Annotated in this window: 17 protein-coding genes and 1 pseudogene; 12 read left to right on the top strand and 6 right to left on the bottom strand. The window is 71.0% G+C overall.

Annotation, left to right across the window (positions count from 1 at the left end):
• On the top strand, positions 1–504 hold a 504-nt coding region (locus Q0C12_RS11235), incomplete at its 5' end, for a hypothetical protein (RefSeq protein ID WP_290890381.1).
• A 77-nt stretch (positions 505–581) separates the two neighbouring features.
• A complete protein-coding gene (locus Q0C12_RS11230; protein ID WP_290890378.1) occupies positions 582–1475 on the top strand; it encodes a hypothetical protein in 894 nt (297 codons plus the stop codon).
• 81 nt (positions 1476–1556) lie between these two features.
• Here Q0C12_RS11230 and fabR read toward each other — a convergent pair whose 3' ends face one another.
• The gene (gene fabR / locus Q0C12_RS11225) at positions 1557–2195 is read right to left on the bottom strand and encodes an HTH-type transcriptional repressor FabR (RefSeq protein WP_290890375.1); all 639 of its coding nucleotides are present in this window, start codon (positions 2193–2195) and stop codon (positions 1557–1559) included.
• Between the two features lie 94 nt (positions 2196–2289).
• On the opposite strand from fabR, the gene Q0C12_RS11220 reads away from it, so the two are divergent.
• The 6 genes from Q0C12_RS11220 to Q0C12_RS11195 all read left to right on the top strand — a co-directional run bounded on the left by Q0C12_RS11220 (position 2290) and on the right by Q0C12_RS11195 (position 7327).
• Positions 2290–3390 carry a ferredoxin reductase gene (locus Q0C12_RS11220; protein ID WP_290890372.1) on the top strand — a complete coding sequence of 367 codons (1101 nt, stop codon included), beginning with the start codon at positions 2290–2292 and terminating at the stop codon, positions 3388–3390.
• A gap of 4 nt (positions 3391–3394) precedes the next feature.
• Positions 3395–4531, top strand: coding sequence for an acyl-CoA desaturase (locus tag Q0C12_RS11215; protein ID WP_290890369.1), 1137 nt, complete (start codon positions 3395–3397; stop codon positions 4529–4531).
• 171 nt (positions 4532–4702) lie between these two features.
• Positions 4703–4963, top strand: a complete 261-nt coding sequence (locus Q0C12_RS11210; RefSeq protein WP_290890366.1) for a DUF2007 domain-containing protein — start codon at positions 4703–4705, stop codon at positions 4961–4963.
• Between the two features lie 110 nt (positions 4964–5073).
• A complete protein-coding gene (locus Q0C12_RS11205; RefSeq protein WP_290890364.1) occupies positions 5074–6240 on the top strand; it encodes a tetratricopeptide repeat protein in 1167 nt (388 codons plus the stop codon).
• Positions 6237–6515, top strand: a complete 279-nt coding sequence (locus Q0C12_RS11200) for a DUF2007 domain-containing protein (protein WP_290890362.1) — start codon at positions 6237–6239, stop codon at positions 6513–6515. Before Q0C12_RS11205 ends, Q0C12_RS11200 begins: the two co-directional genes overlap by 4 nt.
• A complete protein-coding gene (locus Q0C12_RS11195) occupies positions 6515–7327 on the top strand; it encodes an EcsC family protein (protein ID WP_290890359.1) in 813 nt (270 codons plus the stop codon). The genes Q0C12_RS11200 and Q0C12_RS11195 overlap by 1 nt, the downstream gene beginning before the upstream one ends.
• A gap of 70 nt (positions 7328–7397) precedes the next feature.
• Here the strand turns inward: Q0C12_RS11195 and Q0C12_RS11190 are convergent, their stop codons facing one another.
• The 4 genes and pseudogenes from Q0C12_RS11190 to Q0C12_RS11175 form a co-directional block, all read right to left on the bottom strand.
• Positions 7398–10337, bottom strand: a complete 2940-nt coding sequence (locus Q0C12_RS11190) for an EAL domain-containing protein (protein WP_290890357.1) — start codon at positions 10335–10337, stop codon at positions 7398–7400.
• A gap of 222 nt (positions 10338–10559) precedes the next feature.
• Positions 10560–11468 (bottom strand): DUF72 domain-containing protein, encoded by a 909-nt coding sequence (locus Q0C12_RS11185; protein ID WP_290890354.1) that lies wholly within the window; start codon positions 11466–11468, stop codon positions 10560–10562.
• Positions 11469–11515: 47 nt separating this feature from the next.
• Positions 11516–12247: pseudogene (locus tag Q0C12_RS11180) on the bottom strand (ribonuclease H-like domain-containing protein); the annotation flags it as partial.
• Positions 12248–12378: 131 nt separating this feature from the next.
• Complete coding sequence (locus Q0C12_RS11175; protein ID WP_343212459.1) at positions 12379–14880, bottom strand: DEAD/DEAH box helicase; 2502 nt, start codon at positions 14878–14880, stop codon at positions 12379–12381.
• Between the two features lie 53 nt (positions 14881–14933).
• Here Q0C12_RS11175 and Q0C12_RS11170 point away from each other — a divergent pair, with 53 nt between their 5' ends.
• From Q0C12_RS11170 to Q0C12_RS11160, 3 genes are all read left to right on the top strand, one after another.
• The gene (locus Q0C12_RS11170; protein ID WP_290890348.1) at positions 14934–16241 is read left to right on the top strand and encodes a tetratricopeptide repeat protein; all 1308 of its coding nucleotides are present in this window, start codon (positions 14934–14936) and stop codon (positions 16239–16241) included.
• Positions 16242–16385: 144 nt separating this feature from the next.
• The gene (locus Q0C12_RS11165) at positions 16386–17951 is read left to right on the top strand and encodes a leucyl aminopeptidase (RefSeq protein WP_290890346.1); all 1566 of its coding nucleotides are present in this window, start codon (positions 16386–16388) and stop codon (positions 17949–17951) included.
• 114 nt (positions 17952–18065) lie between these two features.
• Positions 18066–20069: a S9 family peptidase gene (locus Q0C12_RS11160; RefSeq protein WP_290890344.1), complete on the top strand. Its 2004-nt coding sequence runs from the start codon at positions 18066–18068 to the stop codon at positions 20067–20069.
• Between the two features lie 12 nt (positions 20070–20081).
• Here the strand turns inward: Q0C12_RS11160 and Q0C12_RS11155 are convergent, their stop codons facing one another.
• Positions 20082–20483, bottom strand: coding sequence for a hypothetical protein (locus Q0C12_RS11155; RefSeq protein WP_290890342.1), 402 nt, complete (start codon positions 20481–20483; stop codon positions 20082–20084).
• A gap of 147 nt (positions 20484–20630) precedes the next feature.
• On the opposite strand from Q0C12_RS11155, the gene Q0C12_RS11150 reads away from it, so the two are divergent.
• A partial coding sequence (locus Q0C12_RS11150) for a helix-turn-helix domain-containing protein (protein WP_290890340.1) occupies positions 20631–20842 on the top strand: 212 nt, incomplete at its 3' end.

Below are 20842 nucleotides of genomic sequence, written 5' to 3'. Positions count from 1 at the left end.
AAGATCCTTGCCTGTCTGCTGGGCCTCTCCACTGTGTTCATGCCGGCTGGCTATGCGTTGGCGGAGGACACGGAACTCCCGACCGTCCAAGTCACGGGCACCCGCTTCGGCTGGCAGGTGGTCTGCTATGGCATGGCCTGTGCCGATTTCCTTGACTCGTTCAACAGTGACTTCCAGTTCAATCCGGACTTGATTCCCCTGTCGGGGGGGGGCGAATCCGAGGCGGAAACGCCCACGGAGGAGGATCACAAGGACAACCCGGATGCCGCGCCGTGCACAGCTGCGCCCAACGACCGCCTTTGGCACGCCGCCCGCGTGTTCCACAAGTGGCGTGCGCGTCGGTTCGGTGCAATGATTTCCCGCGGTCGCGGGCAGATCATCAATGTCACCTTTACCGATGGCGGCACCGAGCGATACATGTGGATTCCAGGCTCCATGCCCGCCCACACCTCACCGCCCGAGCTCTACTTGACGGCGGTGCCGGGGACGAAGAGTTGCCAGTGATCCCGAGCGGCCGCCAGCGCGTGGCGGCCGACGTTGACGGAGGCGGGAGAGTCGAGATGGGCAGGAAGGTTCTTGTCGTGGTGGTAGTGGCGCTGGTGGCCGCGGCGTCGTGGTTCGCCTGGCGATATCCATCGGCACCCGCCATCGAAACGCCGGCCGAGGTAGCGTCGTCCGGCGAGGGCCAGGGCAACGACGCCGGCGAAGCCCTCGGCGCGTCCGTGGCGACTGGCCCGGGCGATGCAACCGGCGATGCTGCGGCGGCGGGCCATGACGCGGACAAGGAGCCCGGGGTGGAACCTGACCTGGCGACCGCGTTCTACGCCGCCCGCTCCGCGCGGGAGGCCTGGGCGGTCATCGAGCGGGGAAGGGCCGCCGGTTTGCCCGAAGCCAATGACGCGATGCTGGAGTTGGATGGCATCTGTGCGCCGGGCATCTCCGCGCCCGAGGGCCAGGCGTGGGTGGACGAATGGCTGGCGGGATACTGCGAGGGCTATGTGCCCCTGGGCCGGGGGCAGGGTGCCGCGGAGCATGCGCGCCTGCAGGCCGTGGCGGCGTCCGAGGCCAGCACCCGGGCGCTGAAGTCGATGCTGCACGAGGTCGAGCCCGGAGAGCGCGGTCCCCTGGTCCTCGACGCGCTCGGTGCCGCACGCAATCCCTACGACGTGCGGGCCACGCTGCAGTTGGCCGCCGAGGAGCGGATCGCGCCGCGTCCGCTGCGACAGGCGCACGGCGTCGACGACCTGGCCCTGCGGGACACCCTCAACCTCGCGTCCGAGATCGTCTTCTGTCGCCTGACCAGCGGCTGCGGCCCGGGCAGCATCCCCGCCGTCAGCGGATGCCTGATGACCGGGGTATGCCAGCAGGGGCTGGGCATGGAGGACATCTACCGGCAGTCGGTGTCGCCAGTGATGTTCAACAACGCCGATGCACTCGCCAACGAGCTGATCAGCGGTCGCCGGCCCCGGGAGTGAGCCGGCGGCACCGCACGGCGCCGCCGCGGCGATGGCCGGGCGCACCGTTCGGATCATCGGCGGGCAATACGGGGGTGCAGGCTACTTCGGCATCGCCTGCGCGCCGACCAGGATCATCCGCACCATCGTGGTCAGCTGGTCCACGAGTTCGGCGTCGCGCTCGGGCGGCAGGTCCAGGGCGGTGGCGCCCATCGCGAAGGCGAGGCGGGTGATGGCCTTGGCGGCCAGCGCGGGCTCGGCCATGGGGCGGTTGCGCAGCTTGGCGAAGCGCACCAGGTCGTGGTGCAGCTCGTCCTCGAAGAAGCCGAGCTCGCGGTCCACGGCGCGCTTGAAGGCGTCTGAGCCGACGGTGCCCTCGCGCAGCAGCACGTGCAGCAGCTTGTCGTCGGCGCGCACCTGTTCGATGAAGGCCTCGACCGAGCCGCGGACCACGCCGTGCTCGGCCTCGGCGCGGTGGCGGGCGGCGCCGACGATCTTGCGAAGGCTCTGGCCGGCGACGTCGATCAGGGCCACGGCCAGTTCGTCCACGTCGCGGAACTGGCGGTAAAAACTGTTGGGCGCGATGCCGGCCTCGCGCGCAACTTCGCGCAGGCTGAGGCTGGAGACGCTGCGGTGCGGTCCGATCAGGCGCAGGGCGGCGTCGAGCAGATCGGCGCGGGTGATCGGGGTGCGCCGGACCGGGTGCAGGTCGGCGTCGACGGCGGAAGAGGTGGGCGTCACGGGCGAACCGGCTCGGGATCAGGGGGCCATCATAGCCCCGACATGCCTATACAGATGTATAGACACGCGTATGCGACGATGTATACTGCCGCCCATGCGACCCGACCCTCTCCCCGGCCCGGCCCTCGCCCGGCCTGCCGGGCGCCGCGCCCGCGCACCCCTGGTTTCCCCGGCCCTGTTCGACTTCTGGGCCCGGCGGCTGTCGCCGACCTGGAGCTGGAACCAGCCCCTGGCCCGGGTCGTGGCCCGGGAACAGGCCGCGTCCGACGCCGTCAGCCTGGTCCTGAAGCCGAACCGGCACTTCCGCGGCTTCCAGCCGGGGCAGCACGTGAACCTGGGCGTCGAGGTGGACGGCCGGCGCCTGGTCCGCAGCTACAGCCCCAGCGCCCCGGCCACCGCGGACGGCAGCTTCCGCATCACGGTCAAGGCGATCCAGGGCGGCAAGGTCAGTCGGTTCCTGCACGACCACGCGAAGGCCGGCGACGTGTTCACGCTGGGCCAGGCCTTCGGCGACCTGGCGCTGCCGCCCGAGGGCGATGGGCCGCGCCTGCTGCTGGCGGCGGGCAGCGGCATCACGCCGATGATGGCGATCTTCGCGTCGCTGGCCCGGCGACCGGACCCGGCGCCGACCACGCTGCTGTACTCCACGCGCACCCGCGGCCAGCGCTGCTTCGTCGACGAGCTGCGTGCCATCGCGGCGGCGAACCCGGCGCTGCAGGTCCGCTTCCTGCTGACCCGCGACCGCGCCGTTGCCGGCGACGAAGCCGAAGGCCGCCTCGACGCCGGTCTGCTCGCGCCGTGGCTCGACGCGAGCGCGCACGTGCTGGCCTGTGGCCCCACGGGTTTCGTCGATGCCGCCCGCAAGCTCCTGGTGGACGGCAGCGCCCGCTTCGCCGCCGAGTCCTTCTCGCCGCCGGTCTTCGAGAACACCGACACCGGCACCGTCGAACTCACGCTTGCGCGCAGCGGCCGCACCCTCGTGGTGCCGCGCGGCCAGCCGCTGCTGGACGCGCTCGAGGCGGCCGGCCTGTCGCCCGCGCACGGCTGCCGCCGCGGACTGTGCAACACCTGCGCCTGCACCAAGCCGGCGGGCGCCACCCGCCACCTGCTGACCGGCGACGTCGAGCACGAACCCGTCTCCGCCCTGCGCCTGTGCGTCAACAGCGCCCGCAGCGATCTCGTCCTGGACCTGTGACCCGATGACCGCCAAGACCAAGAACCGCGCCCTCACGCCCGACGAGCTCGACGCCTTCGCCGCCGAGCTCGACGCCTTGCGCGCGCGCACCGTCGCCACCGTCGGCCAGGCCGACGCCGACTACATCCGCGCGGTGTACCGGGCCGTGCGCTACTTCGGTCTCGCCGGCCGGGTGCTGCTGATGGTCGCGGCGATCGCCGGCGCCTTCGTCACGCCCGTGCTTTGGATCGCCGGCACGCTGGGCGTGCTGTCGCTGGCGCTGTCGAAGATCCTCGAGAACATGGAGCTGGGCCACAACGTCCTCCACGGCCAGTTCGACTGGATGAACGACCCGGCGCTGGACGGCCGCACCTACGAGTGGGACATCGCCGGCACCAGCGAGAACTGGCGCAAGACCCACAACTTCCGCCACCACACCTGGACCAACGTGCGCGGGCTGGACGACGACATCGGCTACGGCCTGCTGCGGCTCTTCCCGGAGCAGCGCTGGCGCCCGTTCTACCTCGCGCAGCCGGTGGTGGCCGTGGTGTTCGCCATCCTGTTCGAGTGGGGCATCGCCATCCAGGACCTGCGCCTGGGCCGTTGGTTCGCCGGCAAGAAGAAAACCAGCGAACTGCTGCAGGAGTTCCGCCCGGTCGGCCGCAAGATGGCGCGCCAGGTGCTCAAGGACTACGTGTTCTTCCCGCTGCTGGCCGGCCCGTTCTTCCTGACCGTGCTGGTGGGCAACGCGATCGCCAACGTCCTGCGCAACCTCTGGACCTACCTGATCATCTTCTGCGGCCACTTCACCGCCGACGCCGAGACCTTCAGCCGCGAATCGGTCCGCACCGAAGGCCGCGGCGGCTGGTACCTGCGCCAGCTGCGCGGTTCGTCCAACATCGCCGGCGGAAAGCTGCTGAACCTGATGTCGGGCAACCTCAGCCACCAGATCGAGCACCATTTCTTCCCCGACGTGCCGGCCAACCGCTACGCCGCGATGGCGGTCGAGGTGCGCGAGATCTGCGCCCGCTACGGCCAGCACTACAACACCGGCTCGCTGCCGCGGCAGTTCGGCCAAGTGGCCTGGCGCATCCTGCGCCACGCGCTGCCCAGCCGCCCGCGAGTGACTGCACCGTTGGGCGCGACGCAGCCTGCAGGCTGAAGGGCCCGCGTCGGGTCATGGCGACCTGCCGGGGCGGGGGTGTCGGGCTTCGAAGCGCCGCTCGTCAGCCCCAACCTGCCACGCGCCCGATTTCACGCAAAAGTGTGAACCAGTTCTCATTTTTGGCGTGAAGAAGCCCGGTTAATGGCGCGGGGAAAACAGGGAAGCGCCATGACACCGGTCTATACCGCCGAGAGCGAGCTGGATGCCCAGCTCGTGCAGGACCTGCTGCTGGGATCGGGCATCACGGCCCACATCTTCGGCCCGAACGTGGACGGGGCCATTCCCGAAGTGCCGGCCACCGGCCTGATCCGGGTCGTGGTGGAGGACGCCGAGGCCGACCTGGCCCGGGCGCTGATCCAGCACCTCGAAACCAGCCCCGCGGCGGACGACGAGGACGCCAGCTTCCTGCTCGACAGCCAGAGCCTGTAGCCAGGCACGCGCGCCTGCGCGCTGACCAGATCGCGCAGGTACTAATGGATGCGCTGGGCGGGTAGATTTGCAGTCTCCGACTGCCGATTCCACCTACACCAGGGAACGCCATGACTGCCTTGAAATTCCTCGCTCCACTTGCCCTGGCCCTGGCCGCGGCGTTCCCGTCCGGCGCGCTGGCGCAGTCGGTGGAACAGTCGCTGGAAACGGCGAAGTCGCTGGAGGCGTCGGCGAGGTTCGGCGAGGTGATCGACGCGCTGGCGCCGCACCGTGACCTGGCCCGGGCGGACGTGGACTACACGCTGGCCTCGGCCCATCTCAATCGCCACCTGATGGACCCGGGCCAGGGCAACGACCTCGCCGAAGCGGTGCGGTTGGCCAGCCGCGCCGCGGCCAAGGAGCACGGCCCTTCCCTGTACCTGCTGTCGCTGATGCATGGCAACGGCTGGGGCGTGGTGCAGGACGCGGCGAAGTCCCGCGCTTTCCTCGAGCGCGCCGCCAAGTCCGGCGACATCGCCGCCCGCGCCGACTATGCGGTGATGCTCTACCAGGGCCGGCCGGGCCTGCCGCGCGACGTCGCGACCGCCTGCGCGCTTTTCGCCGAAGTGCTGGTGAAGGAAGAGATCGGCATGGTGGCCAGCTACTACCTGGGCCTGGCCACCGCGCGCGGCGAATGCGGCCTGGCGCCGGACATGCCGCGCGCGCTGGTGCTGATCCGCCGCGCCGCCGATGCCGGCATCACCGAGGCCGAGCGCGACATGGGTCGCGCGCTGGAAACCGGCGAAGGCCTCGAACGCAACCTCGACGCCGCGATGACCTGGTACGCGCGCGCCGCCGCCAAGGGAGACGGTTTCTCGATGTGGCGCCTGGGCATGGCCTTTGTCAGCGGCGTCGGCCGCCCGCAGGACACCGTGCTCGGCGTGGATTACCTCAAGCGCGGCGTCGAAGCCGGCAGCGCCGACGCGATGACCAGCCTCGCCGCACTGCTCGCCGCCGGCGACGGCGTGGCCCAGGACTTCGGCGTCGCGCGTGCGCTCTACCAGCGCGCCGCCCGCCTCGGCCAGCCGCAGGCGCATCGCGACCTGGCCCTGCTGCACCTGGCCGGCCAGGGTGCGCCCGCCGATCCGGCGCAGGCGTGGGTGAACTATTCAAAGGCGGTGGCGCTGGGCGTCACGGCGGAGCCGAGGCTCGAGGCCGCGATCAAGGCCGCGATGTCGCCGGCGCAGCTGGCCCGGGCCGATGCCGAGCTCGCCACCTGGCGCGCCGCGCGGCCGTGACGCCCGTCTACGACGCCGAGAGCGCGATCGACGCCCAGCTGGTCTGCGACCTGCTGCTCAGCGCCGGCCTCGATGCACTCGTGCTTGGCGCCGACCTCGCGGGTGGCGTGGGTGAGCTGCCTGCAGGCGGGCTCGTGCGCGTCTGGGTCGCGCCGGAGCAGGTGCCGCGCGCCCGCGAACTGATCGACGACTGGCAGGCCGGCGGCATTCCCGACGAGGACGAACTCAATCGCCTCGCCGATGCGTCCGGCGCGAACGGCGAGCTCTGGGCCTGATGGGCGCCCTCGTCCGCAGCCTGGCGCCCGCCGACCTTGCCGACCTGGAGCGCGCCAAGCGCCTGCTTGAATCACCGTCGCTGGCGATCCAGCTGGCGAACGCGATTGGCTCGCCGGTGGAATACCTGATTGCAAGGAAGCTGCCGCGCGCCGCGACCGGCCTGGTCGATCGCGCCGCGCGTCGCGCGGTCGAAGCTGGCTACAACGCCGCGGCGTTCACGCTTGGCAACGGCCGCGCCGGCAAGCTCGCCAGCGAGCGGATGCACAAGGCCGCGGTGATCGGCAGCGGCGCGGTCGGCGGATTCTTCGGGCTGCCCGGCCTACTGGTCGAGCTGCCGGTGACCACCGCGACGATCCTGCGCTCGATCGCCGACATCGCCCGCAGCGAGGGCGAATCGCCGCAGGCGCAGGCCACGCGCCTGGCCTGCATCGAAGTGCTGGCGCTGGGCGGCAACCGCAAGGACGACGATGGCGCCGAGATCGGCTACTTCGCGACCCGCGCCGCGCTGGCCCAGCAGGTGGGCGCGGTGTCCTCGCATCTCGCGCAGCAGGTCGCCAGCGGCGGCGCGCCGGCGGTGATGCGCGTGATCCACGCGGTCGCCAGCCGCTTCTCTATCCCGGTGTCGCAGAAGGCGCTGGCGCAGGCCGCGCCCCTGGTCGGCGCCGCCAGCGGCGCCGCGCTCAACCTGGTCTTCATCAACCATTTCCAGAAAGCCGCCCGCGGCCACTTCATCGTGCGCCGCCTCGAGCGCGCCTACGGCCTGCCCCTGGTCCGCGCCCGCTACGCCGCGCTCGAAACCGATCCGGCCTGACGGCCTCGGTGCGGGCCCTGCCCCGGCCACTGCCCAGGGAACCGGTAGTGGCCGGATGGAAGCTTGGGATTCAGGTGTCGCCGGGACTGCCCGCCCGCAGCCAGTGTTCGAGCGCCTGCGGCCTGCCGAACCAGTAGCCCTGGCCGTGCGTGCAGCCCATCGCCACCAGCGCGTCGCGCTGGGCCGCGGTTTCCACGCCTTCGGCCACGACGTCCAGCTTCAGGGACTGGGCCAGGGCCAGCACCGCGCCGATGATGGCCGAGCTTCGTTCGGCGACGCTGTCGCCCAGGGGCGCGATGAAGGATCGATCGATCTTGATCATGTCCAGCGGGAAGCGGTGCACGTAGCCCAGCGAGGAATAACCGGTGCCGAAGTCGTCCAGCGCCACCATCACCCCGCCGGCGCGCAGGCGCTCGAGGATGCGCACCACGGCGGCGGTGTCGCCCAGCAGCGTGCCCTCGGTGACCTCGATGCGAAGCTGGCGCGGGTCGAAGCCGGTTTCCGACAGCAGGGCCAGCATGCGGGCATCGAACTGGTCGCTCTGGAAATGGCGGGCCGAGAGGTTGATGGTCAGGTAGCCGCCCTCCGGGACCAGGGCTGCTCCCGCCTCGCAGCTGGCGCGATAGATCTGCCAGTCGAGTGGCTCGATGAGGCCGCTGTCCTCGGCCACCGCCATGAACTCGCCTGGACCGAGCACGCCACGCTGCGGGTGCCGCCAGCGGGCCAGCGCCTCGTAGCCCACTGTCGCGCCATCGGCGAGCCGGACGATGGGCTGGAAATAGGGAATGAACTCGCCGTGGGCGAGACCGGCGCGCACCTGGTGCTCGATCTCGAGCACGTCCATGGCGCTTTTCTGCAGTGACTCGTCGAACAGCACGAAGCGCTGGCGGCCGGCCTCCTTGGCGCGATAGAGGGCCACGTCGGCGTCGTGCAGGAGTTCGTCGGTATTGCGGTGGGTGTCGGCGCCGATCGCGATGCCGATGCTGGCCGATGCCTGCAGTTCGCGCCCGGCGATCGTCATCGGGTGCTGCAGGGTGTTGAGGATGCGCTGCGCCACCTTGCAGGCGGTCTGCGGCAGGTGGCCGTCCTCGATCAGGATGGCGAACTCATCGCCCGAGAGCCGGGCCACGACGTCGGGATCGCGGACGGACTGGCCCAGCCGGCGGGCGACTTCCCGCAGCACTTCGTCGCCGGCAAGGTGGCCCAGGCTGTCGTTGAAAAGCTTGAACCGGTCCACGTCCAGGTACATCAGCGCGAAGCCGCGGCCGGGGTCGCGCAGGCGCGCCGCGATCGCCCGCTCGATGCGGTCGCGCAGGTAGACGCGGTTGGGAAGGCCGGTCAGTGGGTCATGCATCACCTGGTGCTTCAGCCGCTCTTCCACCTGTTCGCGGACGGCGATCTGCTCCCGGAGCTCGTGCGTGCGCGACTGCACGCGGCTTTCGAGCTCGGCATTGAGGCGGCGAAGCGATTCGGCGTGGTTTCGTCGCTGCAGGCTGGTCGCGATCTGGTAGGAGACGAACTTCAGCAGTTCGGCATCCTCATGCTCGTAACGAAGATCGCTGCGGTAGCTCTGCACCACCACCGCGCCCATGACCCGCTCGCCGTCGGCCAGGGGCACGCCCAGCCAGCACATGGCGGGCGTGCTCATGGCCAGGTTGTGCTCGAGGACGCCGTCGGCCACCAGCTGCCGAACGCCCGTCTCGTCGGTCAGCAGCGCCTCGCCCAGGCGGATCACATGCTCCGTGAGCCCGCGACCCACGGGGCGCGAAGTCGGGATGCCGCCTGCCTGGTCACGGTGGTAAGGGAAGTGCAGCATCGTGCCGTCTTCGGACAGCAGGGCGATGTAGAAGTTCTCGGCATTGATCAGCTCGGCCACGGCGCCATGGATTTGCTGGTAGAAGCCGTCGTCATCGTCCTCCCCGTGCGTGAGCCTGGCGATGCGGTAGAGGGTTTCCTGAAGGTGCCGGGCCCGCTCGCGTTCGGCGATGCGAAGCTCGAGGTCCTGGTTGGCCTCGGCGAGCTGACGCGTGCGGATGGCGACGCGCTGTTCGAGCTCTGCCTGGTCGCGTTTTCGCTCCAGCGCGGTCAGCACGTGGTCGGCGACGAAGGTGAGCACGGCGAGGTCGGCCTCGGTGTAGCCGACGCCGGGGAGGTAGCTCTGCACCACCAGCGCGCCCACCGATTTGCCGTCGCGCAGCATGGGCACGCCCAGCCAGTCCTCGCTCGAGGCGCCGATGACGTCCAGCGGGCCCGATACCTGTTGGCGCAGCTGGTCGATGGTGCCCATCAGCGGGACGCCGTCGCGCAGCACGTACCAGGTGAGGCCGCCGGCGATCGACGCCATCGGCTCCGAGGCCTGCGGGAGGGAGTCCATGGTGTCGACGAAATAAGGGAACTGGAGGTTCTCGCCGCTCTCGTCGAGCAGGGCGATGTAGAAGTTCTCGGCGTACATCAGTTGGCCGATCGTCTCGTGGAGTCGCTTGAGCATCGACGGCATGTCGTGGCCGGAACCGGCGATGTCGGCGATGGTGAAGAGCGCGCGCTGCAGTTTCTCGGCCTCGGCCAGGCGATGCACCGAGGCGGACAGGCGTTCGACGGCGAACAGCTCCCGGATCCTCCGCTCGGCGAGCGCCACCAGGTACTCCTGGGCAGGCGTAAGCGGCGGCAGGCGAACCTGATCAAGGTCGAGCAGGAAGGCGGCGGCATCGACGGCGTCGTCGCAGAGCACGCGCGGGCCGGTGTTGCCCGGCAGGGCCAGGGTGGACAGCAGCCAGGACGCCTGGTCGGTGCGATCCGGCTGGCGGGGATGGAAGGCCAGGCCCTGGGCTTCGGTCCAGGCGACGCAGGTGCCCGTGCGGCCGGTTTCCGCCAGCGCCGATACCAGGGCCTCGGCGGCGCGCTGGACGCTGTCGGCCTGGAGGATTTCAAACGCGGTCTTGCCGGCCGATGCCAATACGGCGCCGACGTTTCGCCTGTCGGCCCTGTCCCGGCCGGGCGGACTGTCGGCCATCGTATTGGCCGGAAGGCAGGTCACATCACTTCACCTTGCAGGGCGGCTATGGAAGTTGACCGACGCGGGCGGGTCGGGGGATGCGCGATTGTTGGGCCTGCACCGGCCGGACACTGGGAGCTGGATCGCACTATGCGCCCAAATCGCGGTGGGGAGCCCCGGGACGTGACGTCTGTCGCAGTTGAGGCCGCCCGCGGCGCCTGCCCCGGGTGGCCGGGCGGGTCAGGCGCTTGCGAGCATCCCCTGCAAGGTGGCGGCATTGCGCTGCCCCTGGTCGCCGTAGTTGTTGTTGAAGATGGCGTGGGTCTCGCCGGCCAGGCTGGCGGTTTCGCGCAGGGGTGCAACCAGCGCGCCGAGCTCTTGGTCGCTGTAGTCGTAGTTGAAGCGATCCGACGCGGCCTCGCCGCCGATGTTCCAGGTCGCGGCGTTGCGGCCGTGCAGGCGCAGGATCGCCAGCTTCGGCGAAGTCACGGCCCACACGGTGGGAATGCTGTTCTCGAAGCCCTGGGGCTCGTCCACCACGACGTGGGTGAGGTCGTGCCTGCGCTCGAAGGCCAGCGTGTCGTCGGCCGCCTCGCCCTCGAACCACGAGCGGTGCCGGAACTCGACCGCCAGGTGGTAGCCGGCGAGCCGCTGCTGGCATTCGAGCATGTGGTCCTTCGCGCGCCCGCTGCGCGTCACCCAGGGCGCGAACTGGAAGTGCAGGGCGCGCAGCTTGCCCGCGTCGCGCAGCGGGCGCACGGCACTCTCGAAGCGATGCCAGAGCAGGTCGCGGATCTCGTCCGGCGTGTCCTTGTAGTACAGGTTCCTCTTCCCGGCGAAGTGCCCCGCCAGCGCCTGCTGCACGTCCTTGGGCAGCGCCTTCGCCGGCGTCTGGTGCCCGGTGAAGAGGCGGAAGGCCTTGAGGTTGAACGCGAAGTCATCGGGCGTTCGCTCGACCCAGGCGTGCGCGTTGCGCGCCGAGGGCAGGGCGTAATAGCTGCTGTCCACCTCCACCAGCGGGAACTTGTCGGCGTAGTAGCGCAGCCGCCCCTCGGCGCTGGTGCAGCCGGGCGGATAGAAGCGCTTGCACTGGATCAGGCTGGGGTCGGTCCAGCTGGCGGTGCCGACGCGGATCAGGGGTGACGTCATGCCCGAAGATTACGCCGGATCCCTGTGGGAGGGACTTCAGGGGTCGGTCAGGTGGCGAGGTGGAGGCAGAGGGCGGCGAGGCTGCGCAGGTCCTGCGCGTTGTGGTCGGCGACGCGGCGCAGGTCGCGGGCGCTGCCGCCGCGCAGGTAGTCGAGCCAGGCGCGTGGGGCTTCCGAGCCCGGCAGGTCGTCCTCGCGGACCACGCCCAGCACCTGGCGTTCGATCGTGCCCAGGCGGCAGTTTTCCCAGCGGCCTTTCCAGCGCCGGCGGCTGGGGTGGAGCAGGTCGAGGTGCGGCCGGCCGCTCAGCGGGCTGGGCAGGCGCGCGAGTCGGTATCGGGTGTTGAGCAGCGGCGCGTCGTAGCACTTGCCGTTGTAGCTGACGAGCACGGTATCCGGACCGAGCCACTGCGCGAAGTGGCGCAGCATGGCCACCTCGGCGGTCAGCGTGGTGATGGTGAGCTGCCGCAGGCGCAGGCCCTCGGGCTGCCAGTCGGCGGCGCCGATCATGAAGGCGCGGGTGCCGGTGCCGCCGGCCAGGCCGGTGGTTTCGGTGTCGAAGTGCAGCAAGTGTTCGCGCGCCAGCGTTCCGAGCTTGCCGAAGCTGGCGTCGATGGCGGGCGGCACGTCGGCCCAGGGCGTGAGCTGCTCGACGAAGTACAGGCCGTCCTCGATTTCCCCGCCCGGCACGCGCCGGTCACTGGCCGGCGATGGCAGCGCTGGCGCGGGCTGGGGCAGCCGCAGGCGTTCGCGCAGGCCCAGCAGGCGGCGGATGTGCGCCGGCACTTCGCTGCGCGGTGCGGGGACGCGCGCGAGGGCTGCGCAGGGTCGCGCCGTCGCGGCCGCGGCGGCCGGCGCGGCCACCGTGCCGGCCTGCTGGCGCAGCTCGCGCAGCCGTTCCAGCGTGGCGTTCAAGGCAGTACGTCGCGACGGACGCGACCCGCGGGGCCAGGCCCGGAACCTGACCCCGACTCTGGAACTGAACCTGACCCCGTTCTTGCGGGTACCAGCAGGGCGAGGACCTGGTCGGCGAGGGATTTTGGCGGCGCGGTCGAGGTTTCGTCGGCGGCGAGGACGGGGCCGACGCAGGCAGGGCAGCCGGCGCGGCAGTCGCAGGCGGCCAGCAGGGCGCGCGCCTGGCGCACGAGTTCGTCGCGGCGCTGGTGCAGCGGCTCGCTCAGGCCAATGCCGCCGGGGTAGGCGTCGTACAGGTACACGGTGGGCACGAACTGGTCGGTGGCCGCGGGATCCATCGGCTTGCCGTCGCCGCCGCGCAGCTGGCCGCGGCCGCGGCCGTCGGACGAGGCGAACCAGGCGCCGTCACCGCTGCCTACCGCCTTCTGCAGATCGCGCGCCTCGGCCATCACCGCCACGCTGGCGACCAGGTGCAGCGCATAGGCCGCGCCGAGGAAGCCATCGAGCGCCGCCTGCCGCGACGTGAACGCCGCCTCGAGCACCTCCTGCGGCAGCTGCCACCACACGGCCGTGGTGTGCAGCTCCTGGTCGGGCAGGGTGACGGGACCGTAGCCGATGTTCTCGTGCGTGTAGTAGCGGATCTTCTTGTAGCCCGACACCCGCCGCACCACGTGCACCTCGCCGTGGTGGCAGCTGCCTTCGCCGGCAATGGCGCCGTCGAAGCGCTCGAGCACCTTGAGCTTGGTGTAGTCGATGGCGTCGGTGTAGTAGTCGACGTGGGTGCGGGTGACGTAGGCCTTGCGGCCGTCCCAGTCGAGCCTTTCGACCTGGTAGGGCACCGACTGCACCATGTGGATGGCGCCCTCGTACAGGGTGAGCGCGGCGGCGCTGTAGTCCACTTCCGCGATGATGGTCTGGCGGCCGTCGGTGCGGTCCACCACCACGAAGTTGCCGTCGGCCACGGCGCGCAGGCTGACCGCGTTGGCCGGGTAGCTGTCGGCGATCCACTCCCAGCGGCCGCCTTCGCCATGCAGCACGCCGGTTTCGGCCAGCAGTTCGAGGTAGGGCTGGGCGTCGACGGGGCCGAAGGTCTCGCCGCGCAGGAAGGGCAGCTCGAAGGCGGCGCAGCGGATGTGGTCGAGCAGGATCAGCGGCTGGTCGGCGTGCAGGCGTGCATGTTCGGGCGGCGCGCCCTCGAAGAACTCCGGATGCCGCACCAGGTATTGGTCGAGCGGGTCGGAGCTGGCCACCAGGATGCCCAGCGCCGCCTGCTGCCGGCGGCCGGCGCGGCCGAGCCGCTGCCAGGTGCCGGCGATCGAGCCGGGATAGCCGTTGAGCACCACCACGTCGAGCGAGCCGATGTCCACGCCCAGCTCCAGCGCCGAGGTGCTGACGATGCCATCGATGCGGCCGGCGCGCATGTCGCGCTCGGCGGCACGGCGCTCGTTCGGGAGATACCCGCCGCGGTAGGCGCGGATGCGCGGCGGCTTGCGCGGGTCGTGGTCGAAGACGTCCTTCAGGTACTTCGTCAGCACCTCCACCATCGTCCGCGACTGCGCGAAAACCAGCGTCTTGAGCCCGGCCTTGATCGCCAGCCGGGCGATGCGGTTGGACTGCGAGCGCGCCGAGGCCCGCAGCCCGAGGTCGGGGTTCACCACCGGCGGATTCCACAGCATCACGGTCTTGTCGCCGGTGGGTGCACCGGAGCGGGTGATGGCGGTCACCGTGTCCTCGATCACCGCCTCGGCGTGTTGCTTCGGATTGCCGATGGTGGCCGAGCACAGGATGAACTGCGGCTTCGCCCCGTAGAAGGCGCACACCCGCTTCAGCCGCCGCAGCACGTTGGCCAGGTGCGAGCCGAACACGCCGCGGTAGCTGTGGATCTCGTCGATGACGACGTACTGCAGGTTCTCGAAGAACTGCGCCCACTTGGTGTGGTGGGGCAGGATGCCCTGGTGCAGCATGTCGGGGTTGGACACCACGATGTCGCCGTGCAGGCGCACGGCCTGGCGCGCATCGCCGGGGGTGTCGCCGTCGAAGGTATAGGCGCGCACGCCCAGGTTGCCGGAGGCGTTGAGCTCCAGCAGCTCGGCCACCTGGTCCTGCGCCAGCGCCTTGGTGGGGAACAGGTACAGCGCCTTGGACTGCTTTCGCATCGCCGCCGCCACCACCGGCAGCGTGTAGCACAGCGTCTTGCCCGAGGCGGTCGGCGTCACCACCACCGTGTGCTCGCCGCGCTGCGCCGCCGACCAGGCTTCCGCCTGGTGGCTGTAGAGCCGCTCGATGCCGCGCGCGCGCAGCGCCGCCGCCAGCGCCGGCGGCAGGTCGTCGGGGAACGGGGCGTATTCGCCTTCGCGGCCGGGCAGGTGGAAGCAGCCGGTGATGCGGTCGCCGTACTTGCGCCCGAGCCGCGAGGCCAGCGCCTGCGAGGTCTTCTCGGGCACCGGCAGCAGGCCGGTGGCGTGGCGGTGCGGCGCGAGCTGGGTGGCGGGAGGCATGGGGATGGGCCGCGGTGAGGGATCGCCAGCACACCGCAGGCGTGTCTCACGCGATGAGACTGGCCCGCCACGCGCTGGCCGGGGCCACCGGATCCCTGGCAGGCTTCGGCCATGACCACTGGCCGCTTGCACTCGGCGCGACAGGGCATAGGCTGGGCAAGGGCCGCCAGGACGACGTGGACGTGAAGGCATCGGGCAAGAAGACGTGGCGCATCCTCGGGATCGGCATCGCCGTGCTGCTGGCGGCCTGCGCCGCGGCGCCGTCGCGCACCGGCGGCAACCCGATGTTCCTCGACGACCGCTTCGCACCGCCGTCCGAACCGATCGGCGCCGGCGACTTGTTCACGCTCAGTTCGGCGATGAAGGAGTACCTGGGCACCGAGATCGCCAGCCGCCAGCGCACCCGCGCCCGCCAGCACGCGCTGGTGGACGCGCTGTACTCCAGCGCCCAGCTCAAGCTCGAGTACGACTCCACCCTGACCCGCAACGCCGCCGAGGCCTTCGACGCGCGCTCGGGCAACTGCCTGTCGCTGGTGCTGATGACCTCGGCCTTCGCCAAGGCACTGGACCTGCAGGTCCAGTACCAGGTGGTGTTTTCCGAGCAGGCGGCCACGCGCAGCGACGGCATCGTCTACCTGAGCAACCACATCAACCTGACCCTGCGCCCGACCGCGCCGGAGGGCCGCCTGGTGACCCTGGCCAACGAGCCGCTGACCGTGGACTTCATCCCGTCCGAAGGCCAAGGCCGTCAGCGTGCCCGCGTGGTGCGCGAAGCCACCATCGTCGCGATGTACCTCAACAACAAGGCCGCCGAGGCCCTGCGCGAGCGTCGCCTGGACGACGCCTACTGGTGGGCGCGCGCCGCGATCGAGCAGGACCCGGGCTTCCTCACCGCGCAGAACACCCTGAGCGTGATCTACCGCCGCCGCGGCCACCTGGCCGAGGCCGAGCAGCTGCTGCGCAATGCGGTCGAGCTCGAGCCGGGCAACGCGGTGCCGATGTCCAACCTCTCGCGCCTGCTCAAGGCCAGCGGCCGAGCCGACGAGGCCGCGCGCCTGGACGAGCGGATCCGCCGCATCGAGGCGGTGCCGCCCTTCCATTACTTCGACATCGGCCTGCAGGCAATGGCCGACAAGAAATACGAGCTGGCGCGCGAGAACTTCGAGAAGGAAGTCGAGCGCGCCGCCACCCACCATGAGTTCCACGCCTGGCTCGCGGCGGCGCTGTTCGAACTGGGCGAGGTGGATGCGGCCCGCCGGCACCTGCAGATCGCGCTGGAGAACAGCACCACGCCCGCCGACCAGGCCCTGTACGAGTCGCGCCTGGAGGCGCTGAAGCCACGACAGCGCACGCTGCGCTAGCGCGGCATCGTGCCACCGTGACCATCGGCAGGGGGTAGGGCGTGACGCGGCGTTTACATTGCCGACGGCATCTTCAACCTTTCCCTTGAACCGCCCGGCGTCCCCATGGGGCTCGCCGCGCTGGTCTTTCGCCCCGGAGGTCCCGTGAACCGATTCGCTTCCCTCTTCGCCGTGCTCGCGGTCCTGTGCGTGGCCGCGCCCGCCGCGGCCCAGCGCTCCCTGGACTTCGCGCCGTATGCCGTGCCGACCGAAGGCGCCGTGGCGGTGACCGTGCGCCAGGGCGCGCCGCTGGAGGGCGCCTTCGCCGAAGTCGACCGCGCCAGCAACGGTGCGCTGCAGCGCGCGGTGGCGGCCGCCGGCTTCCTGGGCGACCGCGGCGTGGTGCTGAACCTGCCGGGGGTTGGCCCCTACCAGCAGGTCGTGCTGGTAGGTGTGGGCAACGATGCCCCCAGCGCGCGCCTGCTCGAGGACGTGGGCGGCCTGGTCGGCCAGTGGGGCGTGCTTAGCGCGGTGCCGCGCATCGAACTGCTGTGGCCCGACGCCAGCCTGCCGGCCGCCGGCGCCCACCTCGCGCTGGGCGCGTCGCTGGGCCAGTACACCTTCCGCGCCTACCGCAACGCCAAGCCGGGCGCGCCGGTGCTGGGGCAGGGCGCGCTGGTGCTGCGCGTGGCCGATGCCGACGCGTCGCGCCGCGCCTGGGACGCCGACTGGAGCGCGGTGGCCGAAGGCGTGCGCTTCTCGCGCGACCTGGTCACCGAGCCGGCCAACACGATCTACCCGGAATCCTTCGTCGAGCGCACCCGCGCCGCCTTCGCCGGCGTGGCCAACGTCAGCATCGAAGTGCTGGACGTGCCGGCGATGCAGAAGCTCGGCATGAACTCGATCCTGGCCGTGGGCCAGGGCAGCGCGCGGCCGCCGCGCCTGCTGGTGGTGCGCTACCGCGGCGGTGCCCGCGACGAAGCACCGGTCGCCTTCGTCGGCAAGGGCATCACCTTCGACACCGGCGGCATCTCGCTCAAGGACCCCGCCAACCTGTGGCGCATGAAGTACGACATGACCGGCGCGGCCTCGGTCACCGGCACGGTGCTGGCGCTCGCCAAGCGCCGCGCCCCGGTGAACGCGATCGCGGTGGCGGCGCTGGCCGAGAACATGCCCTCGGGGACCGCCGGCCGCCCCGGCGACGTGATCCGCACCATGAGCGGCAAGACCTACGAGGTGATGAGCACCGACGCCGAGGGCCGCATGGTGCTGGTGGATGCGCTCTGGTTCGTGCAGGAGCGCGACCGCCCGCGCGTGGTGGTGGACGTGGCCACGCTCACCGGCTCGCAGGTGACGGCGTTGGGCGACGAGTACGCGGGCCTGTTCAGCCGCGACGAGGCGCTGGCCGCCGACCTGCTGGCCGCGGGCGCGGCCTCGGGCGAGGAGGTGTGGCGCCTGCCGCTGCACCCCAGCTACGCCAAGGACCTGGAATCGCCGATCGCCGACCTGCGCAACGGCGGCAGCACCGGCGGCGCCGGCGCCAGCGTCGGTGCCTTCTTCATCGGTTCGTGGATCCAGGAGGGCGTGGCGTGGGCGCACCTGGACGTGGCCTCGATGGCCTGGCGCGACGCGCCGGTGCTGCCGACCGTGCCGCTGGGCGCCACCGGCTACGGCGTGCGCCTGCTCGACCGCTACGTGCGCGACCACGTGGAGGCCGCCGCGGCCCGGTGAAGACCGCCGCGATGTGAAGCCGGCGGGCGCAGCGCAGGGAGAAAGCTTCGGGTTGTGTGCGGCGGCGGGCTGTGGCTACCCTGCCGGTTCTCCGTTCCCCCGGAAATGCGCCCGATGAATCGACTCTTGCTGGCCGCGGCCATCACCCTGGCCGCGGCCCCGGCCGCCCTCGTCGCGCAGGACGCGCCGACCGCGCCGGTTGCCGCCAAGGAAACCCCGGGCGCGCTGTTCGGCACCCGCGAGAACATCGAGCACGCCGACCTCTCGCCCAGTGGCGAGCGCGTGGTGTACCTGACGCCGAGCTACGGTCGCGCCACCTCGGTCTACGTGGCCCGCATCGACGGCAGCGCGCCGCCGCAGCTCGTGATGACCTCGGGCGCCGACCCTGACTCTCTGCGCTGGTGCAACTTCGCCACCGAGACGCGCCTGGTCTGCCGGATCACCGGCATGGTGGACGAGGCCGGCATCCTGATCCCGTATGCCCGCCTGGTCGCCATCGACACCGACGGCAAGAACGGCGCGATGCTGGGCCAGAAGAGCAGCGCCTACGATGCCCGCCTGCGCCTGACCGACGGCGTGATCCTCGACTGGCTGCCCGACCAGCCCGGCGCGGTGCTGATGACCCGCGACTACGTCCCCGAGGCGGGCAAGATGAACACGCGGGTGGTGCGCACCGAGGACGGCCGCGGCGTCGACCGCATCGATCTGGCCACGATGCAAGTGAGTCGCGTCGAGGCGCCGGCGAAGGACGCCGACTTCTACATCACCGACGGCCGCGGCAAGGTCCGCATCAAGGGCTATCGCCCGGGCATCGGCGCCACAACGCAGCTGGCGACCAAGGTGGTTTACCAGTACCGCGCCGACGGCTCCGACCAGTGGCAGCCGTTCTCGACCGTCGAGGACGGCGGTGCCGGCCTGTCGCCGATCGACGTGGATGCGGACTGCGGCTGCGCCTACGCGCTGCAGCCGCTGGACGGCCGCCAGGCGCTGTACCGGGTGAAGCTCGACGGTTCGATGGCCACCGAGCTGGTCTACAAGAACGACCGCGTGGACGTGGACGGCGTGCTGCGCATCGGCCGCGGTTCCCGGGTGATCGGCGTCACCTACGCCGAGGAGAAGCGCCACGCCATCTACTTCGACAAGGAGTACGGCGCGCTGGCGCGGGGCCTGGGCAAGGCGCTGCCGAACCTGCCGATGGTGGATTTCCTCGGTTCGTCGGCCGACAACAGCAAGCTGCTCATCCATGCCGGCAGCGATTCGGACCCGGGCCGCTACTTCGTGTTCGACAAGACCGCGCGCACGCTCAACGAGATCCTGTCGGCGCGGCCGTCGCTGGAAGGCGTGGCGCTGGCCAGCGTGAAGCCGGTCAGCTACCCGGCGCGCGACGGCACGGCGATCCCGGGCTACCTGACGCTTCCGCCGGGCCGCGAGGACGCGCGCGGGCTGCCGGCCGTGCTGCTGCCGCACGGTGGCCCCAGCGCCCGCGACGAGTGGGGTTTCGACTGGCTGGCGCAGTACCTGGCGAACCAGGGCTACGCGGTGCTGCAGCCGAACTACCGCGGCTCGGCCGGCTTCGGCGACGCCTGGCTGCAGGAGAATGGTTTCCAGGGTTGGCGCACCTCGATCGGCGACGTCACCGACGGTGCCCGCTGGCTGGTGGCGCAGGGCATCGCCGACGCCGACCGGCTCGCCATCGTCGGCTGGTCCTACGGCGGCTACGCGGCGCTGCAGGCCGGCGTGACCGAGCCGGGGATGTTCAAGGCGCTGGTGGCGATCGCGCCCGTGACCGACCTGGACATGCTCAAGTCGGATGCGCGCCTGTACATCGGCCGCAACCTGGTGGTGGAGATGGTGGGCACCGGCAACCACACCCGCGAGGGCTCGCCGCTGCAGAACGTGGCGCGCATCCAGGCGCCGGTGCTGATGTTCCATGGCGACCTGGACCTCAACGTCGGCGTCGGCCAGTCACGCGAGATGGACAAGAAGCTGCGCGCCGCCGGCAAGTCCAGCGAGCTGGTCGTTTACGAAGGGCTGGAGCACGGCCTGGTCGACTCGGTGGCGCGCGCGGCGATGCTTGATCGCATCGGGGCGTTCCTGGAGGCCAACACCTCGAAGTGATGTCGGCGGCGCTCAGTCCTGGAGCGTGAGCGCCAGCGCCGCCTGCATGGGTTGGCCAGCGGCGGTGAAGAGGGCGCACAGCACCTCGGTGGGAGGGGAATCGCTGTGCAGGATGAGCCGGCGCTGGCCTTCGCCCAGCACCGGATGGTCGTGCGCGATGGCCTGGGCGTGGGCCAGCCGGGTGGTGTCCCCGGCGAGGACGAGCAGGTGGACGCGCTGCCTCAGGCGCGGAGGCAGCGGCACGCCGCCACGCGACGGCGTCGACGTCATGTCCGGCAGCTTTTCCAGGCGATAGGGCCACAGCAGCAGCTCGCCCGGCGCGGGCTCGCGCAGCGTGCGCAGCAGGTCGACCGGCTGGCCCAGCCGGGTGGCGAACAGCGCGCGCAGCGCTTCGAGGTCGGCGGCGAGATCCACGGGGCGGCTCCGGGCCTGGGGTCGGGAGGCGCAGGTATACCACCCGGCCGCGCCCGGCTCATCCCGTGAGACAGGCAAGTGCTTGAATCCCCTGGCGCTTCCGAAGGGGGGTGACATCCGCCCGCCAAGGTGTATAAATATTCACCCATGAGCCCCGACCTCACTCCCCGCCAGCAGGCCCTGTACGACTTCATCGCCGAGCGGCTGCGCACCGAAGGCGCGCCCTCGGTGGCCGAGATCGCGCGGGCCTTCGGCATCCACGACAGCGCCGCCCACAAGCACCTGCGCACGCTCGAGGCCAAGGGCGCGCTGGTGCTGCTGCCGGGGCGGGCGCGCGGCATCCGGCTGCCGGCGGCGGC

This window comes from Arenimonas sp., from assembly GCF_022842045.1.
Classification (GTDB): domain Bacteria; phylum Pseudomonadota; class Gammaproteobacteria; order Xanthomonadales; family Xanthomonadaceae; genus Arenimonas.
The sequence above is the reverse complement of the archived record's forward strand: the minus strand, read 5'-3'. Positions and strand labels throughout refer to the sequence as shown.

Bases quoted from the DNA above. Each gene is read 5' to 3' on its own strand.
- Q0C12_RS11220 (WP_290890372.1), top strand. From the start codon at position 2,290: ATGCGACCCGACCCTCTCCCCGGCCCGGCCCTCGCCCGGCCTGCCGGG.
- Q0C12_RS11215 (WP_290890369.1), top strand. From the start codon at position 3,395: ATGACCGCCAAGACCAAGAACCGCGCCCTCACGCCCGACGAGCTCGAC.
- Q0C12_RS11210 (WP_290890366.1), top strand. From the start codon at position 4,703: ATGACACCGGTCTATACCGCCGAGAGCGAGCTGGATGCCCAGCTCGTG.
- Q0C12_RS11205 (WP_290890364.1), top strand. From the start codon at position 5,074: ATGACTGCCTTGAAATTCCTCGCTCCACTTGCCCTGGCCCTGGCCGCG.
- Q0C12_RS11195 (WP_290890359.1), top strand. From the start codon at position 6,515: ATGGGCGCCCTCGTCCGCAGCCTGGCGCCCGCCGACCTTGCCGACCTG.
- Q0C12_RS11190 (WP_290890357.1), bottom strand. From the start codon at position 10,337: ATGGCCGACAGTCCGCCCGGCCGGGACAGGGCCGACAGGCGAAACGTC.
- Q0C12_RS11185 (WP_290890354.1), bottom strand. From the start codon at position 11,468: ATGACGTCACCCCTGATCCGCGTCGGCACCGCCAGCTGGACCGACCCC.
- Q0C12_RS11175 (WP_343212459.1), bottom strand. From the start codon at position 14,880: ATGCCTCCCGCCACCCAGCTCGCGCCGCACCGCCACGCCACCGGCCTG.
- Q0C12_RS11170 (WP_290890348.1), top strand. From the start codon at position 14,934: ATGAGACTGGCCCGCCACGCGCTGGCCGGGGCCACCGGATCCCTGGCA.
- Q0C12_RS11160 (WP_290890344.1), top strand. From the start codon at position 18,066: ATGAATCGACTCTTGCTGGCCGCGGCCATCACCCTGGCCGCGGCCCCG.